At 69.2% G+C, this 14,118-nt stretch carries 15 protein-coding genes; 12 read left to right on the plus strand and 3 right to left on the minus strand.

Features of this window, described 5'->3' with window-relative positions; genetic code table 11:
- The first annotated feature begins 53 nt into the window (after window positions 1-53).
- The 4 genes from ACE3TU_RS03615 to ACE3TU_RS03630 are packed head-to-tail and all read left to right on the plus strand — an operon-like array spanning window position 54 to window position 2,106.
- Window positions 54-695 (plus strand): alpha-ketoglutarate-dependent dioxygenase AlkB, encoded by a 642-nt coding sequence (locus tag ACE3TU_RS03615; RefSeq protein WP_374620353.1) that lies wholly within the window; start codon window positions 54-56, stop codon window positions 693-695.
- Between the two features lie 55 nt (window positions 696-750).
- Window positions 751-1,113: a hypothetical protein gene (locus ACE3TU_RS03620; RefSeq protein ID WP_374620356.1), complete on the plus strand. Its 363-nt coding sequence runs from the start codon at window positions 751-753 to the stop codon at window positions 1,111-1,113.
- 7 nt (window positions 1,114-1,120) lie between these two features.
- Complete coding sequence (gene pncA / locus ACE3TU_RS03625; RefSeq protein ID WP_374620358.1) at window positions 1,121-1,753, plus strand: bifunctional nicotinamidase/pyrazinamidase; 633 nt, start codon at window positions 1,121-1,123, stop codon at window positions 1,751-1,753.
- An 8-nt stretch (window positions 1,754-1,761) separates the two neighbouring features.
- Entirely contained in the window at window positions 1,762-2,106 is a 345-nt protein-coding gene (locus ACE3TU_RS03630; RefSeq protein ID WP_374620360.1) for a hypothetical protein, read from the plus strand.
- Window positions 2,107-2,119: 13 nt separating this feature from the next.
- On the opposite strand, the gene grpE is transcribed toward ACE3TU_RS03630, so the two are convergent.
- Entirely contained in the window at window positions 2,120-2,755 is a 636-nt protein-coding gene (gene grpE / locus ACE3TU_RS03635) for a nucleotide exchange factor GrpE (protein ID WP_374620363.1), read from the minus strand.
- Window positions 2,756-2,840: 85 nt separating this feature from the next.
- The gene (gene hrcA, locus ACE3TU_RS03640; RefSeq protein WP_374620365.1) at window positions 2,841-3,932 is read right to left on the minus strand and encodes a heat-inducible transcriptional repressor HrcA; all 1,092 of its coding nucleotides are present in this window, start codon (window positions 3,930-3,932) and stop codon (window positions 2,841-2,843) included.
- Between the two features lie 103 nt (window positions 3,933-4,035).
- On the opposite strand from hrcA, the gene rph reads away from it, so the two are divergent.
- The 5 genes from rph to guaD all read left to right on the plus strand — a co-directional run bounded on the left by rph (window position 4,036) and on the right by guaD (window position 9,958).
- Window positions 4,036-4,767, plus strand: a complete 732-nt coding sequence (gene rph, locus ACE3TU_RS03645; protein ID WP_374620368.1) for a ribonuclease PH — start codon at window positions 4,036-4,038, stop codon at window positions 4,765-4,767.
- Window positions 4,767-5,435: a non-canonical purine NTP pyrophosphatase gene (locus tag ACE3TU_RS03650; protein WP_374620371.1), complete on the plus strand. Its 669-nt coding sequence runs from the start codon at window positions 4,767-4,769 to the stop codon at window positions 5,433-5,435. The genes rph and ACE3TU_RS03650 overlap by 1 nt, the downstream gene beginning before the upstream one ends.
- Window positions 5,407-6,606 carry a radical SAM family heme chaperone HemW gene (gene hemW, locus ACE3TU_RS03655; RefSeq protein ID WP_374620373.1) on the plus strand — a complete coding sequence of 400 codons (1,200 nt, stop codon included), beginning with the start codon at window positions 5,407-5,409 and terminating at the stop codon, window positions 6,604-6,606. The genes ACE3TU_RS03650 and hemW overlap by 29 nt, the downstream gene beginning before the upstream one ends.
- 119 nt (window positions 6,607-6,725) lie before the next feature.
- Window positions 6,726-8,585, plus strand: a complete 1,860-nt coding sequence (locus ACE3TU_RS03660; RefSeq protein WP_374620376.1) for an adenine deaminase — start codon at window positions 6,726-6,728, stop codon at window positions 8,583-8,585.
- Window positions 8,582-9,958: a guanine deaminase gene (guaD, locus tag ACE3TU_RS03665; RefSeq protein ID WP_374620379.1), complete on the plus strand. Its 1,377-nt coding sequence runs from the start codon at window positions 8,582-8,584 to the stop codon at window positions 9,956-9,958. Before ACE3TU_RS03660 ends, guaD begins: the two co-directional genes overlap by 4 nt.
- Window positions 9,959-10,027: 69 nt before the next feature.
- On the opposite strand, the gene ACE3TU_RS03670 is transcribed toward guaD, so the two are convergent.
- The gene (locus ACE3TU_RS03670) at window positions 10,028-11,104 is read right to left on the minus strand and encodes a LacI family DNA-binding transcriptional regulator (protein ID WP_374620381.1); all 1,077 of its coding nucleotides are present in this window, start codon (window positions 11,102-11,104) and stop codon (window positions 10,028-10,030) included.
- Between the two features lie 192 nt (window positions 11,105-11,296).
- Between ACE3TU_RS03670 and ACE3TU_RS03675 the strand changes: the two genes are divergently transcribed.
- From ACE3TU_RS03675 to ACE3TU_RS03685, 3 genes are all read left to right on the plus strand, one after another.
- Complete coding sequence (locus ACE3TU_RS03675; protein ID WP_374620384.1) at window positions 11,297-12,268, plus strand: sugar ABC transporter substrate-binding protein; 972 nt, start codon at window positions 11,297-11,299, stop codon at window positions 12,266-12,268.
- 64 nt (window positions 12,269-12,332) lie between these two features.
- Complete coding sequence (locus ACE3TU_RS03680; protein WP_374620386.1) at window positions 12,333-13,346, plus strand: ABC transporter permease; 1,014 nt, start codon at window positions 12,333-12,335, stop codon at window positions 13,344-13,346.
- Window positions 13,343-14,113 (plus strand): ATP-binding cassette domain-containing protein, encoded by a 771-nt coding sequence (locus ACE3TU_RS03685; RefSeq protein WP_374620389.1) that lies wholly within the window; start codon window positions 13,343-13,345, stop codon window positions 14,111-14,113. The genes ACE3TU_RS03680 and ACE3TU_RS03685 overlap by 4 nt, the downstream gene beginning before the upstream one ends.
- Window positions 14,114-14,118: the final 5 nt, after the last annotated feature.

The raw sequence follows: 14,118 nt of genomic DNA on the forward strand, positions 1-14,118 counted from the left end.
TGCCTCAAAGACCGCCCATGACATTGGTTACGAGACCGTTTGCTGATCCGCCGATGACCGCCCCTGTCCCATCCGACCGCCCGGTGCTCCTGGCGCTGAGCCACGCCCGGCAGCTGGAACTGCTCGACGCGATCGTCGCCGGGCTTGCCGCCGCTCCCCTGTTTCGCCCGACCATGCCGCGCTGGGGGACGCCCTTCTCCGTACAGATAAGCAATTGCGGGCCGCTCGGCTGGGTCTCCGACAAGTCCGGCTACCGGTACCAGCCCTGCCATCCCGTCACCGGCCGACCCTGGCCGCCCATCCCGACGCCGCTGCTGGACCTGTGGGATCGCCTGTCCCTCTATCCGGCGCCGCCCGAGGCCTGCCTCGTCAACTACTATGCGGCGGGGGCGCGCATGGGCCTGCACCAGGACCGTGACGAGGAGGATTTCGGCGCCCCGGTGCTGTCCGTGTCGCTGGGCGACACCGCCCGGTTCCGTCTCGGCGGGACCCGCCGCACCGATGCCTCCTCGACCTTCGACCTTGCCTCGGGCGACGTGATGATGCTGGCGGGCCCGACCCGCCTCGCCTTTCACGGCATCGACCGCACCGCGTCGGGCAGCAGTCCGCTGCTCGGCCGGTATCCCGAGCAGTTCCCCGGGGGCGGTCGCCTCAACCTGACCTTGCGGCGAGTCCATGCGGCAACGGGGTTGTAGTTCGTCAACCGGTTATGGTCTATGAAGCCTCGCTCACACAAAGGAACGGGGCCGCATGCTGAGGGTCCTTGCGCTTGCCGCCATGCTGCTGCCGGTCGCTGCCACTGCCCAGGAGGTGCCGACCGAGGCGGTCATGGACCTGTGGTGCGGCACGGCCTTCGACCTGATGACCCGCGATGCCGCCGCCGATGCCAGCCTCGAAAAGCTCGCCTCGGCGCGGCTCTACGCCGAGGGTGGGCAGCGGCTGATCCAGCGCGCCATCCCGATCTATCTCGAATCGGGCTACTCGGACGCAGCACTGGCGGAGCTGCGCGCCGAACTGGAGTCGGAAGTGGCACGCGTGGTCAACGGCTCCGGCCGGGCCGGCGAGGATGTCGCCTACTCGTTTCAGGATTGTTCTGCCCTCATCGGGCAATAGGAAGAAGATGCCGATTACGCCCCGCTCCGACGACATGCTGCTCGTGGTCGACCTGCAATATGACTTCCTCCCCGGCGGCCAGCTCGCCGTCGCCGGCGGCGACCAGATCATCCTGCTGATCAACCGCCTCGGGCGCCGCTTCGAGAATGTCGGCATGACACAGGACTGGCACCCGGCGGGTCACATCTCGTTCGCCTCGAGCCACTCCGGTACCCAGCCGTTCGAGGTGATGCAGCTGCCCTACGGGCCGCAGGTGCTGTGGCCCGATCACTGCGTCTGGGACACCCACGGTGCCCAGTTCTCGGCCGATGTCGAGCTGCCGCACACCCAGCTGGTGGTGCGCAAGGGCTACCACGAGGTGGTCGATTCCTATTCCGGCTTCCAGGAGGCCGACCGCCGGACCAAGACCGGTCTCGAGGGTTACCTGCGGGAGCGCGGGATCCGGCGGCTGTTCATCGCCGGCCTCGCTACCGATTTCTGCGTCAACTGGACGGCGGTCGATGCCGCCGCCGCGGGCTTCGAGACGCATGTGATCGAGGATGCCTGCCGCGCCATCGATACCGGCGGCTCGCTCGCCAAGGCCTGGGCCGACATGCATGCCGCGGGGGTCAGGCGCATCGTGGCCGGGGACATCGTCTGAGGGATACCATGCGCGGCATCGTCGGGTCGATTCTGCTGGGTCTGCTGCTGTCGGGTGTCGCCGGCGCCGCGGAGCTGCCGCCCGAGGCGGACCGTATCCTGTGGTGCGGCAGTGCCTTCTACTGGCTGGGCAACGATGCGTCCGACGCCGGCGAGGACGCCGAGGCCGATCAGTTCTTCACCTGGGCCGACACCCTGCTGCTGCAGGCGACCGACCTGATGGATGCCGCCGGCATCGACGACGCGGCCGCATCCGACCTGGTCGAGCGCTACGATGCCGAAGTCGTCGACCAGATGGGCAAGCCCGAGGCGCGGCACGATGTGACCGCCTGCACCGAGCTGGTCGGGGGCTGAAGGCAGGCTGGGCCTAGACGCTTTTGTCGACGCTGCCTTCCGCCGGAACGGCACCGGTGGCGCCGCCGCCCTTGGCGACGCCGACCATGGCGGGCCTCAGCACGCGCTCGCCGATGGCAAAGCCGGTCTGTACCACCTGCACCACCGTGCCCTCCGGGCGCGACGGATCGGGCACTTCGAACATCGCCTGGTGCTTGTGCGGATCGAACTTCTGGCCCTCCGCCTCGATCGGCTTGACGCCGTGCTTGGCGAGCAGGCGCTGCATCTCGCGCTCGGTCATCTCGATGCCCTCGATCAGCGACTTCATCGTCGCGTCGGCGGACTGCCGGGCCTCGGCAGGCAGCACCATCAGCGCCCGGCTGAGGGAATCGGTCGCCGTCAGCATGTCGCGGGCGAACCCGGCAATGGCGTAGGAGCGCGTATCGGAGATCTCGCGCTCGGTGCGCTTTCTGAGGTTCTCCATCTCGGCGATGGTCCTCAGCAGCTTGTCGCGCAGGTCGGCGTTCTCGGCCTTGAGGCCCTCGACCGGATCGGGGGTCGCGGTGTCGGGCCGCGCCGTTTCCGGCTTCGCGTCCGCCGCAGCGGTGGGCTCGGCGGCCGCCTCGGGCGCGGTCTTCGGTTCCTCGGGCTTGCTGGTCTCGTCGTTCATCACTGGCCTGGAGTTTGAAGCGCCGCCGGGCGGCGCGGAGATTGCCCCGCATATCGGCCAAAGGCCGCCAAGATTCAAGTCCGGCTCAACCCTTGCGAGCCATCAGCGCCGAGACGACGTTGGCGGTATAGTCGACGACCGGCACGATGCGGGCATAGTTGAGCCGGGTCGGCCCGATGACCCCCAGGACGCCGACCACCTTCTGGTTGGCGTCCTTGTAGGGCGACAGGATCACCGACGAGCCCGACAGCGAGAACAGCTTGTTCTCCGAGCCGATGAAGATCTTGACCCCCTGCGCCGTCTCGGTGTCGCCGAGCAGCTCGATCAGTCCGTCGCGGCTCTCGAGCTCGTCGAACAGCTGCCGGATGCGTCCCAGGTCCTCCGAGGCCATGGCGTCGTTGATCAGGTTGGCGCGGCCGCGCACGATTACGGTCGGGGCGCTGCTGCCGGTATCGGACAGCGTCGCGAGGCCGGTCTCGACCAGCTTCTGGGTGAGGGCGTCGAGCTCGCTGAGCGTCTGCTCGCGCTGGTTCTGCACGGCCCGCCTCGTCTCGCTGAGCGTCTTGCCGACGGCGAGGTGCGCGAGGTAGTTCGAGGCCTGCGTCAGTGCGTCGGCGGCGAGGCCCGGCGGCAGCGGCAGCACCCGGTTCTCCACCGAGCCGTCCTCGCCCACCAGCACCACCATGGCCCGTTCCGCATCGAGGCGGATGAACTCGATATGCTTGAGCACCAGGTCCGATTTCTGCGCGATCACCACCCCGGCGCCGTGGCTGAGCCCGCTCAGCAGCTGGCTCGCCTCGGTCAGCAGGTCCTCGACCTGGCCGGTCGCGGCGGGCGCGCGGATCTGCTTGGCGATCGCCGCCTTCTCCTCCTCGTCCACCGCGCCGACCTCCAGCATGGCATCGACGAAGAACCTGAGCCCGTGCTGGGTCGGCAGCCGGCCGGCCGAGGTGTGCGGCGCCGCGATCAGCCCCAGATCCTCGAGATCGGCCATGACGTTGCGCACCGAGGCCGGGCTGAGCCCGACGCTCAGCATGCGCGCCAGGTCGCGCGAGGCGACCGGGGCGCCGGTCTCGAGATAGCGCTCGACCAGCTTTCGGAAGATGTCCTGGCTGCGCGAATTGAGCTGGGACAGCATGTCTTCGGGGATTTTCGGACGCTCGGCCATATTCACCATTTAGGCGGAAACCCCTGCTCCGCCAAGTTGGCGCTGCTTGTTCCCCGGCCCCCTGAGGGTTAAGAGGCGGTTAACAGTGGTTCCATGCGAGTGATTTGATCCGATGCGGCCTTCCGGACGGCAACTGGACGAGATGCGGGCCGTGACGCTCGAGCGCAATGTCGCGCCCAAGGCCGAGGGCAGCTGCCTCGTCAGCTTCGGCTCGACCAAGGTCTTCGTCACCGCCAGCGTCGAGACGTCGCTTCCCTCCTGGCGCCGCGGCTCCGGCCTCGGCTGGGTTACCGCCGAGTACGGCATGCTGCCGCGCGCCACCGGCAGCCGCACCAAGCGCGAGGCGGCGCAGGGCAAGCAGTCCGGCCGCACCCAGGAGATCCAGCGGCTGATCGGTCGGTCGCTGCGGGCCGTGGTCGACATGCAGGCGCTCGGCGAGAACCAGATCACCCTCGACTGCGACGTGCTCGAGGCCGATGGCGGGACCCGCACCGCCTCGGTCACCGGCGCCTACGTGGCGCTCGCCGACGCCATCGGGTGGCTGGAGGCGCGCGGCCTGACCAGGGGCAAGGCGCTGCGCGATACCGTCGCCGCCGTGTCGTGCGGCATCTTCCGGGGCGCCCCGGTGCTCGACCTCGACTATCTCGAGGACGTCGAGGCGCATACCGACGCCAATTTCGTCATGACCGGGGCCGGCAGGTTCGTCGAGATCCAGGGCACTGCCGAGCAGGTTCCGTTCACCCGGGCCGAGCTCGAGAGCCTGATGGGGCTCGCCGAGAAGGGGATCGGCGAGCTGACGCTGATGCAGCGGGCGGCGCTGGGGATGAGGACCGGAACGCCCTGATGGCCGACAAGCTCACATTGCGGCGCGGCGATCGGCTGGTCCTGGCCACCCACAATGCGGGCAAGCTCAGGGAATTCCGCGATCTGCTTGCGCCATTCGGGCTCGACATCGTCTCGGCCGGCGCGCTCGGCCTCGCCGAGCCGGAGGAGACCGGCACCACCTTCGTCGAGAATGCCAGGCTCAAGGCCCATGCCGCCGCGAGCGCCGCCGGCACGCTCGCACTGGCCGACGATTCGGGGCTTTCGGTCGACGCCATCGGCGGCCGCCCCGGGGTCTACACCGCCAACTGGGCCGGCGTGACGGCGAGCGGCGGTCGCGACTACATGGTCGGCATGCGCCGCGTCGAGGATGCCCTGCAGGCCGCCGGCGCCACGACGCCGGGACAGCGCCGCGGCGCCTTCAGCGCCACGCTCTGCCTCGCCCATCCCGATGGCCGCGAGCAGCTCTATGTCGGCCGCGCCGACGGCACGCTGGTCTGGCCGCCGCGCGGCGACAAGGGCTTCGGCTTCGATCCGGTATTCATGCCGGACGGCTTTGACATCACCTTCGGCGAGATGCCGGCGGAGGCCAAGCACTCCTGGTCTCCCGGACGCGTCGGGCTCAGCCACCGCGCCCGCGCCTTCGCCCTGTTCGTCGAGGATGTGCTGGGAGGCGGGGTTGAGCACTGAGGCCGGCAACAGCGTCGATCCGCGCTCGAACGGGCTGTTCGGCGTCTATGTCCACTGGCCGTTCTGCGCGGCCAAGTGCCCCTATTGCGACTTCAACAGCCATGTCCACCGCGGGCCGTTCGACGAGGCCGGCTTCGTCGCCGCCTATGCCGCCGAACTGGTGCATTTCGCCCAGAAGGTGCCGGGCCGCACCGTGCAGTCGATCTTCTTCGGCGGCGGCACGCCCTCGCTGATGGACCCGCGCTCGGTCGGCGCCATCCTCGAGGCGATCGGCAGGCACTGGACGATCGACGCGCGCGTCGAGATCACCCTCGAGGCCAATCCGACCTCGGTCGAGGCCGATCGCTTCCGGGGCTACCGGGCCGCCGGGGTCAACCGCGTGTCGCTCGGCGTGCAGTCGCTGCGCGAGGGCCCGCTCGCCGAACTCGGCCGCCGGCACACGGTCGACGAGGCCGTGGCCGCGGTTCGCCTCGCCCAGTCGATCTTTCCGCGCACCAGCTTCGACCTGATCTATGCCCGCCCCCGCCAGACCCTCGACGACTGGCAGGACGAGCTGACCGAGGCGCTGTGGATGGCGCAGGGCCACCTGTCGCTCTACCAGCTCACCATCGAGATGGGGACGCGCTACTACGACCTGTTCCGCGCCGGCAAGCTGCAGATGCCCGGCGAGGATCTCAGCGCCGACTTCTACGAGCTGACCCAGGAATTGACGCAGAATGCGGGCCTTCCCGCCTACGAGATCTCCAATCACGCCCGCCCCGGGCAGGAGAGCCGGCACAACCTGATCTACTGGCGCTACGGCGAGTATGTCGGGGTCGGTCCCGGCGCCCACGGGCGGCTGCTGATCAACAACCAGCGCCATGCCACCGCCGCCGAGAAGCTCCCCTTCGACTGGCAGAGGAAAGTCCTCGCGCGCGGCCACGGCATGGTCACCGACGACGTCCTCACCTGGGAGGAGGAGGGCGACGAGATGCTGGTGATGGGTCTGCGCCTGCGCGAGGGGATCGACCCGCGCCGCTTCCAGCGCATCTCCGGCCGCGCTATTTCCGAACGCCAGATCGCCGAACTGAAGGCCATCGGCTTCCTCGAGACGCTGCCCAACGGCTTCCTCAGGGTCACCGACAAGGGCTGGCCGGTGCTCGACGCGGTGGTCGCCGACCTCGCGGCCTGAGGCGCGCCCCCGCGACCAAGCGCCGGCCCGCCCGGCGCGGCGTCGCACGCGGCAGTCATTGCGTGTCGCTTCGTAAACCGCTTTACTGGCCTCGTTTGCCCGACCCGAACGAGCGCCCCATGCAGCATCCCGATGACCTGATCCTCAGCCCCGAGGACGAGGTGACGATCCGTCAGCACCTGACGCTGGTCGCCCTCGGCAAGCGCCCCGCCGATCTCGCCATCGAGGTCGGGCGGCTGCTGGCGGTGCATTCGCGGACCTGGCTCGAGGACCAGGAGATCATCGTCTCGGGCCGGCGCATTGCCTATCTGGGGCCGCGCGGCAGCTATCGCGGCGAGGTGGCGCGGCGGGTGAGCTATCCCGGTCTCAGCGCCGTTCCCGGCTTCGGCGAGGTGCACAAGCACATCGAATCGACCCACATCACGCCCGAGTTCGAGGCCGCCCTGGTCATCCCGCGCGGCAATACCTGGACCTGCGAGGCGTCGCACGAGTTCGCCAATGTCAACGGCCCGAGGAATTCGGAGTTCTGGCAGAAGGCCAGGGCCGCGGGTTCGCCGCTGAAGATCTTCATCCAGCCCGGCTCGGCGGTGCCGCCCAGCGCCTGGGAGGAGACCGGCGGCTATTTCGGCTATGAGGAGCAGCGGGAGTTCCTCGCCGGCGACATGGGCACGGTCAGCCTCGACGAGGTGATGGACTGGCCTTCGGTGTGGAACCCGGACAATCCCGGCTACCTGCGCATGTGGGGGATGATCGGCGCCACCATGGAGATGCGCGGCGTGGTCGAGGGCCACGGGTCCGGCCTGATCGACCCGCACGACCTCAGCGCCTTCGCGTCGGCGGGCATCTCGTCCGACCACGAGGTGTGGGCCTATGAAGAGGCACGGCAGCGCCTCGCCCACGGCATCTTCACCGAGCTCCGGCCGTTCTCCTACGACGTCATCATGCCGCAGCTGATCGAATGGCTGCCCGACTGGCAGAACGTCGCCTTCACCACCGATGACCGCTCCGCCACCGAGACGCTGCACAAGGGCGCCTCGGACTACAACGTGCGGCTGGCCATCGAGTACGGCCTCGCGCCGGAGATCGCCATCCAGTGCGCGACCATCAATCCGGCCCGCCACATGCGGATCGACCAATGGGTGGGCTCGATCGCGCCGGGACGCTATGCCGACATAGTACTTCTCGACGACGTCGCGACGCTCTCCATCCGGCACGTCTACGCCGATGGCCGGCTGCAGTCCGAGGGCAAGACCTTTACCGGCCCGTTGACCCCGATCGACTGGCCCGACTGGGCCAGAAAGACGATGAACGTCGGGCGCCGGCTGCACGCCGCCGACTTCGCCATCAAGGCCGATCCGGGGCGCGACAGCATGCAGGCGGCAATCCTCCGCCCCTTCCACTGGAACGAGGACTACTGGACCGAGACGCTGCCCGTCGTCGACGGCGAGGTGCAGCGCGACACCGCGCGGCTGATCACCAAGTGGGCGGTGATCGACCGCTACCGCGGCGACGGCGCGGTGGCGAAGATGTTCTGGACCGGCTGCGGGCCAGTCGATCCCGACACGGCGCTCTGCTCGTCGGTGGCCCATGACAGCCACAATGTCTGGTGCGTCGGCTCGTCCGACGCGGCGATGGCGATCGCCGTCAACCGCCTCGAGGAGATTGACGGCGGCTGGGTGCTGGTGCATCGCGGCAAGGTGGTGGCCGAGATGCGCTTCGAGATCGGCGGCCTGATGACGGCGCGACCGGCGGAGGCCTATGACGCCGACATGCAGGCCTTCTACGCGGCGGCGGCAAAGGTCGAGTGGATGTATCGTCCCGGCGGCGACAACCTGTGGAAGCCGGGTTTTCCCGAGCACCTCAAGTTCGCCACCCTCACCTGCTCGCCGTGGCGCTGGGTGCTGGTGGCGCCGACGGATGCCTGCCCGGGGGGCTTCGTCAACGTGCAGACCGGCGAACAGCACCGGGTGGTCTGGTGACGGTCGGTCTGCGCGGCCGACCGCTGCGCGGCCGCTTCCTCCACGCGCCCGAGCGGGGCGGCCTCGAAACCCTCGATGATGCCATCCTGCTGATCGGGGACGACGGCGCCATCGCGGCGCTGGCCCGGCCCGGCGAGGCGGCGCATGCCGAGCTCGCCGGTCGCCCCGACCTCGTCGCGCTGCCAGCGGGCCGGCTGGTGCTGCCGGGCATGGTCGACCTGCATGTGCACGCCCCGCAATACCCCCAGCTCGGCCAGGCGCTCGATGTGCCGCTCGAAGCCTGGCTGCACAAGTATACCTTCCCGCTCGAGGCCCGCTATGCCGACCTCGACTTCGCCCGGTCCCGGTACGAGGTGCTGGTCGCCGACCTCCTCGCCGCCGGCACCACCACGGCGCTCTACTTCGCCACGGTGCACCGCGAGACCTCCGAGCTGCTCGCCCGCATCTGCCTCGACAGGGGCCAGCGGGCGCTGGTCGGCAAGGTGGCGATGGACGATCCCGCCGCCTGTCCCCCCGACTGCCGCGACGCCTCGCCCGAGGCCGCCGTCGCCGAAACGCGGGCCTTCATCGCTGCGGTGCGGGCGCTGCCCGGCAACGACCGCGTGCTGCCGGTGGTGACGCCGCGCTTCATTCCCTCGTGCACGGATGCGGCACTCGCCGGCCTCGGTGCGCTGGCCGCCGAGTGCGGCTGCCACATCCAGACCCATTGTTCGGAAAGCGACTGGGCCCACGCCCACGCGCTGGCCCGCTATGGTGTGACCGACACCGCGGCCCTCGACGCCTTCGGGTTGCTCACCCGCCGCACCGTGCTCGCCCACTCGGTCTACCTCACCGAGGCCGACATGGCGACGATTGCCGGCCGCGGCACCGGCATTGCCCACTGCGCGCTGTCCAACGTCTATTTCGGCAATGCGGTGTTTCCGCTGCGTCGGGCGCTCGAGCGCGGCCTGCATGTCGGGCTCGGCACCGATATCTCCGGCGGGCCCTCCGCCTCGATGTTCGAGGCCTGCCGCAGCACCGTGCAGGTCTCGCGCCTGCTCGAGGACGGCGTCGATGCGACCGTTTCACGTGAAACGCGCGGCACCCCGCACTCGCGTATCGACATGCTCACCGCCTTCCACCTGGCCACTGCTGGCGGCGGCGTGGCGCTCGACCTGCCCATCGGCCTGTTCCGGCCGGGTTATCAGTTCGACGCCCTGGTCCTCGATCCGGAGGCGGCGGGCGGCAGCATCAGGCTGTTCGGCGAGACCGAACCGATGGCGGTGCTCGAAAAGGTCCTCCATACCGCCGGACCCGCCAACATCGCCGCGGTCTATGTTTCCGGCGAGTGCATCTCCCCGAGGCCAATACTGTCCCCGGGGCCCTCCCGCTAACCTGTTGAAGACTAAGGGGTCGGGTTCGTGGTCGCCACAGTGCGGCCATGATGATGAACGCGGTAATCCTCATTCCGCGGGATCGGCCGTCACCGGACCCCCGCCGGAGGTCGGGTCGTGCCCGGCGCCCGGGTCGCCCGATCGCCGCCGCAGCGTCGACTGGCGCTCGATCAGCCTCGGTTCGAACAGATGCACGGCCGACGCGTCCGGGGGATCGCCGCGGATGAGGTCCAGCAGCCGGCGGATGGCGCAGTCGGCCATCTCGAGGATCGGATTGACCACGACTGTCGGGCGCACCGCCAGCAGCGGCGCCAGCTCGAGGTCATCGATCCCGACCAGCGAGATGTCGGCCGGAATGTCGACGCCCAGTTCGCGCGCCGCGAGCAGGGTGCCCACGGTCGTCATGTTGGAGACCGTCACCAGCGCCGTCGGGCGATTGCCGCGTCCCAGCAGCGCCAGCGCGGCGAGGCGGGACGCCTCCTGGTCGAAGCGGCCGTGCACGGTGAGATCGGGATCGACCGCGATGCCCGCCGCGGCGAGCGCGTCGGTGTAGCCGCGCCGGCGATCCTCGCTGGTGGCGAGGCCCGGAATGCCGTCGATGATGCCGATGCGACTGTGGCCGAGCCCGAGCAGATGCCCGGTAGCCAGCCGGCCGGCCATGACGTTGTTGGCCTTGACGACTTCGAAGGGCAGGCCCTCGACCTGCATGTCCAGCAGCACCGCCGGCCCCCTGATCTGGCCGAGCAGTTCGGCGCCGTGCCGGGCATCGGAGCGGGCGGGAACGAGGATGACGCCGGCCACGCGCTGCACGCGCAGCATGGTGAGGACCTGGCTTTCGCGATCGGCGTCCTGCCCGGTCGAGTAGACCACCGAGACGTAGCCGGCGCGCAGACAGGCGTTCTCCACCTGGCGCGCGACGGAGGCGAAGTGCGGGTTGGCAATGTTGGGGACCACGAGCCCGATCAGCCGGGAGCGGCCGGAGCGCAGGCTCTGCGCGGCCCCGTGCGGCGTGTAGCCGGTCTCGGCGATGGCGGCATTGACCCGCTCGATGGTCTCCTCGCTGACCGGGGCCGAGCGGTTGATCACCGCGGACACGGTCGAGATGGCGACTCCCGCCCGTCGCGCCACGTCCTTGATCGTCGCCACCTGACCCTCCCTTGCACGGCACCGGGTTTCATGTCATATACGAAACGTTTCGCATACCGAAAGCCAAAAATGGCGGCGCCGGATCAACCGGTCGCCGCAAGGCTGATCCGGGCAGTCGAAACGTTTCGTATCGTGAAGACGCGTATCGAGACCATTCGCATCAGCGGTGCTGTGGCACCTAGGGAGGACTTCATGGGTTTCAGGAAAGCCGCAGCCACTGCGGGCCTTCTCGCCATGGCCGCGCTCGGCCAGGCCGTCCCCGCCAGCGCGCAGGACATCATCTTTCTGGCCGGGCCCAGCTCGGATCCATTCTGGAGCGCGGTGCAGGCCGGCTTCGACACGGCCGTCAAGGAACTGGGCGTCGACGCCCAGTACAGCGCGCCGCCGGACTTCAACGACATCGTGCCCAACTATACCCGCCTGTTCGAGGCGGCCATCGGCCGCAAGCCCGGCGCCATCGTGGTCGGCAACTTCTTTCCCGATCCGACCAACCCGCTGATCCAGCAGGCGGTGTCCGAAGGCATCGCCATCATCGTCTACAATTCCGGCCGCGACACGCATCGCGAACTGGGCGCGGTCACCTTCATCGGCGAGGATTCCTACCTGATGGGCAAGCGCGGCGGCGAGCGCGCGGCGGCCGCCGGTGTCAAGAACGGCATCTGCGTCAACCAGATCGCCGCCAACCCGGTGCTCGAGCAGCGCTGCCAGGGCTATATCGACGGAGTAAGCGAAGGCGGCGGCACCGCCAAGATGGTGACGCTGCCCTCCGAGGACATCGGCAACGACCAGAAGGTGACCTCGTCCATCGCCGCGCTGCTGCAGGCCGACGGCAGCATCGACGGCGTGATGACGCTCGGCGCTGCGCCGGGCGTCAATGCCGTGGCCGCCGCCAAGCAGTTCCCCGACCGCAAAATCTTCATCGGAACCCTCGATCTGTCGACCCCGGCGCTCGAGGCGATCAAGGCCGGCGACCTGGCGTTCACCATGGACCAGCAGCCCTTCCTGCAGGGCTATTACGGCGTGCTGTTCGCTCACCAGTTCCTCGAATACGGCGTCGCGCCGGCCGAGCCGGTGACCACCGGTCCGCTGGTCATCGATCAGTCCAATGTCGACAAGGTGCTCGAGGTCGGGAAGACTCATCCCGGTGTGCGCGGCGCCAGCTGAGTCGGCTGCCTTCGAACGCAAGGGCCGCCGTCACCGGCGGCCCGACGACCCCACGGACCATTCCATGTCGCAGACCGCCACACCACGTCCCTTCCGGCTCGGGCCCCTGCTCGGCAAGAGCTGGTTCGGGCCGCTGCTGGCCGCCCTCCTGATGTTCGCCTTCTTCGCCGTCACCGGCGGCAGCAAGGGCTTCCTGTCGGTCTCGGGCACGGCCGGCTGGCTGAACACCGCCGCCGAACTGGGCATCATCGCCATCCCGGTCGGGCTGCTGATGATCTCGGGCGAGTTCGACCTGTCGACCGGCTCGGTGGTCGGCGCCGCCTCGATCATCGTCGCGGTGGGCACCGGCTTCTACGGGCTGCCGATTACGCTCACCGCCGGGGTGGCGCTGATCCTGGGGCTGATCGTCGGGTCCTTCAATGCGCTGCTGGTCAACGCGACGCGGCTGCCGTCCTTCATCGTGACGCTGGCCTCGAATTTCCTGCTCGCCGGCTCCGCGCTCGGCCTCAGCCGGCTGATCGCCGGCTCGAGCAACGTGTCGCTCAAGGACGCCGGCTGGCTGGAGCCGGTCCTCGCCGGCAAGCTGGCGGGGTTCAACATCTCCATCCTGTGGTGGGCGATCGCGGCGCTGCTCGCCGCCTGGGTGCTGCAGCAGACGCGCTTCGGCAACTGGATCTTCGCCACCGGCGGCAATCTCGACGGCGCCCGCCGGGCCGGCGTGCCGGTCAGCCGGGTCAAGCTCCTGCTGTTCATCTGGACCAGCGTCAGTGCGGCCTTCGTCGGCATCCTGCAGGCGGTCGCGTACAATTCGGGCAATGCCGTTTCCGGGCAGGGCTACGTGTTCCAGACGGCGATCGCCGCGGTGATCGGCGGCGTGCTGCTCACCGGCGGCTTCGGCTCGGTGCCGGGCATCGTGTGCGGAACCATGATCTACGGCATCGTCAGCCTGGGGCTGTTCTACACGGGCTGGCCGACCGACTGGCTGGCCACCTTCATCGGCGCCCTGCTGGTGGTCGCGGTGCTGACCAACAACGTGCTGCGCGAGGCGGCCCTGCGCCGCGGCAGGAGCCGGACATGACGCCGCCACTGCTCTCGCTCGCCCATGTCTCCCGCCGCTTCGGCAACAGCCTGGCGCTCGACGACGTGTCGCTCGAACTGAGCGCGGGCGAGGTGCACTGCCTGCTCGGCGACAATGGCGCCGGCAAGTCGACTCTGATCAAGATCATGTCGGGCGTCATCCCGGCCTCGAGCGGGGAGATCCGCTTCGAGGGCCGGCCGGTGCTGTTCCAGTCGCCCCGCGATGCGCAGCGCTACGGCATCGGCACCGTGCACCAGGATGTGGGACTGGTGCCGCTCATCTCGGTGGCCCGCAATTTCTTCCTCGGCAACGAGCCGACCAGGGGCTGGGGACCGTTCCGCAGGCTCGACCACGCCACGGCGCGGCGCGTCGCACTCGAGCAGATCGCCGAGATGGGCATCACCCGCGTCACCGACGCCGACCAGCTGGTCGGCACCATGTCGGGAGGCGAACGGCAGGCGCTGGCGATCGCGCGCGCGCTGCATTTCGGGGCGCGGCTGCTCATCCTCGACGAGCCCACGGCCGCCCTCGGCGTCAAGGAGGCGGCGATCGTCATCGACCAGATCAAGCGCGCCCGGGCCAAGGGCGTGGCGCTGGTGTTCATCACGCACAACGCCACCCATGCCATGGCAGTGGGCGACAGCTTTTCGGTCCTCATGCAGGGGCGGGTGCTGGCCCGCTTCCGCAAGGGCGAGAAATCGCGCGGCGAAGTGCTGGACCTGATGGCCGGCGGCGAGACCTACTCCGCCCTCGAGCTGGCGGACTGAACCCG

It is taken from the genome of Devosia sp., assembly GCF_041917035.1.
Classification (GTDB): Bacteria; Pseudomonadota; Alphaproteobacteria; order Rhizobiales; family Devosiaceae; genus Devosia_A.

Coding starts and splice junctions, on each gene's coding strand:
- ACE3TU_RS03615 (WP_374620353.1), top strand. CDS start 54: ATGACCGCCCCTGTCCCATCCGACCGCCCGGTGCTCCTGGCGCTGAGC.
- ACE3TU_RS03620 (WP_374620356.1), top strand. CDS start 751: ATGCTGAGGGTCCTTGCGCTTGCCGCCATGCTGCTGCCGGTCGCTGCC.
- pncA (WP_374620358.1), top strand. CDS start 1,121: ATGCCGATTACGCCCCGCTCCGACGACATGCTGCTCGTGGTCGACCTG.
- ACE3TU_RS03630 (WP_374620360.1), top strand. CDS start 1,762: ATGCGCGGCATCGTCGGGTCGATTCTGCTGGGTCTGCTGCTGTCGGGT.
- grpE (WP_374620363.1), bottom strand. CDS start 2,755: ATGAACGACGAGACCAGCAAGCCCGAGGAACCGAAGACCGCGCCCGAG.
- hrcA (WP_374620365.1), bottom strand. CDS start 3,932: ATGGTGAATATGGCCGAGCGTCCGAAAATCCCCGAAGACATGCTGTCC.
- rph (WP_374620368.1), top strand. CDS start 4,036: ATGCGGCCTTCCGGACGGCAACTGGACGAGATGCGGGCCGTGACGCTC.
- ACE3TU_RS03650 (WP_374620371.1), top strand. CDS start 4,767: ATGGCCGACAAGCTCACATTGCGGCGCGGCGATCGGCTGGTCCTGGCC.
- hemW (WP_374620373.1), top strand. CDS start 5,407: ATGTGCTGGGAGGCGGGGTTGAGCACTGAGGCCGGCAACAGCGTCGAT.
- ACE3TU_RS03660 (WP_374620376.1), top strand. CDS start 6,726: ATGCAGCATCCCGATGACCTGATCCTCAGCCCCGAGGACGAGGTGACG.
- ACE3TU_RS03675 (WP_374620384.1), top strand. CDS start 11,297: ATGGGTTTCAGGAAAGCCGCAGCCACTGCGGGCCTTCTCGCCATGGCC.
- ACE3TU_RS03680 (WP_374620386.1), top strand. CDS start 12,333: ATGTCGCAGACCGCCACACCACGTCCCTTCCGGCTCGGGCCCCTGCTC.
- ACE3TU_RS03685 (WP_374620389.1), top strand. CDS start 13,343: ATGACGCCGCCACTGCTCTCGCTCGCCCATGTCTCCCGCCGCTTCGGC.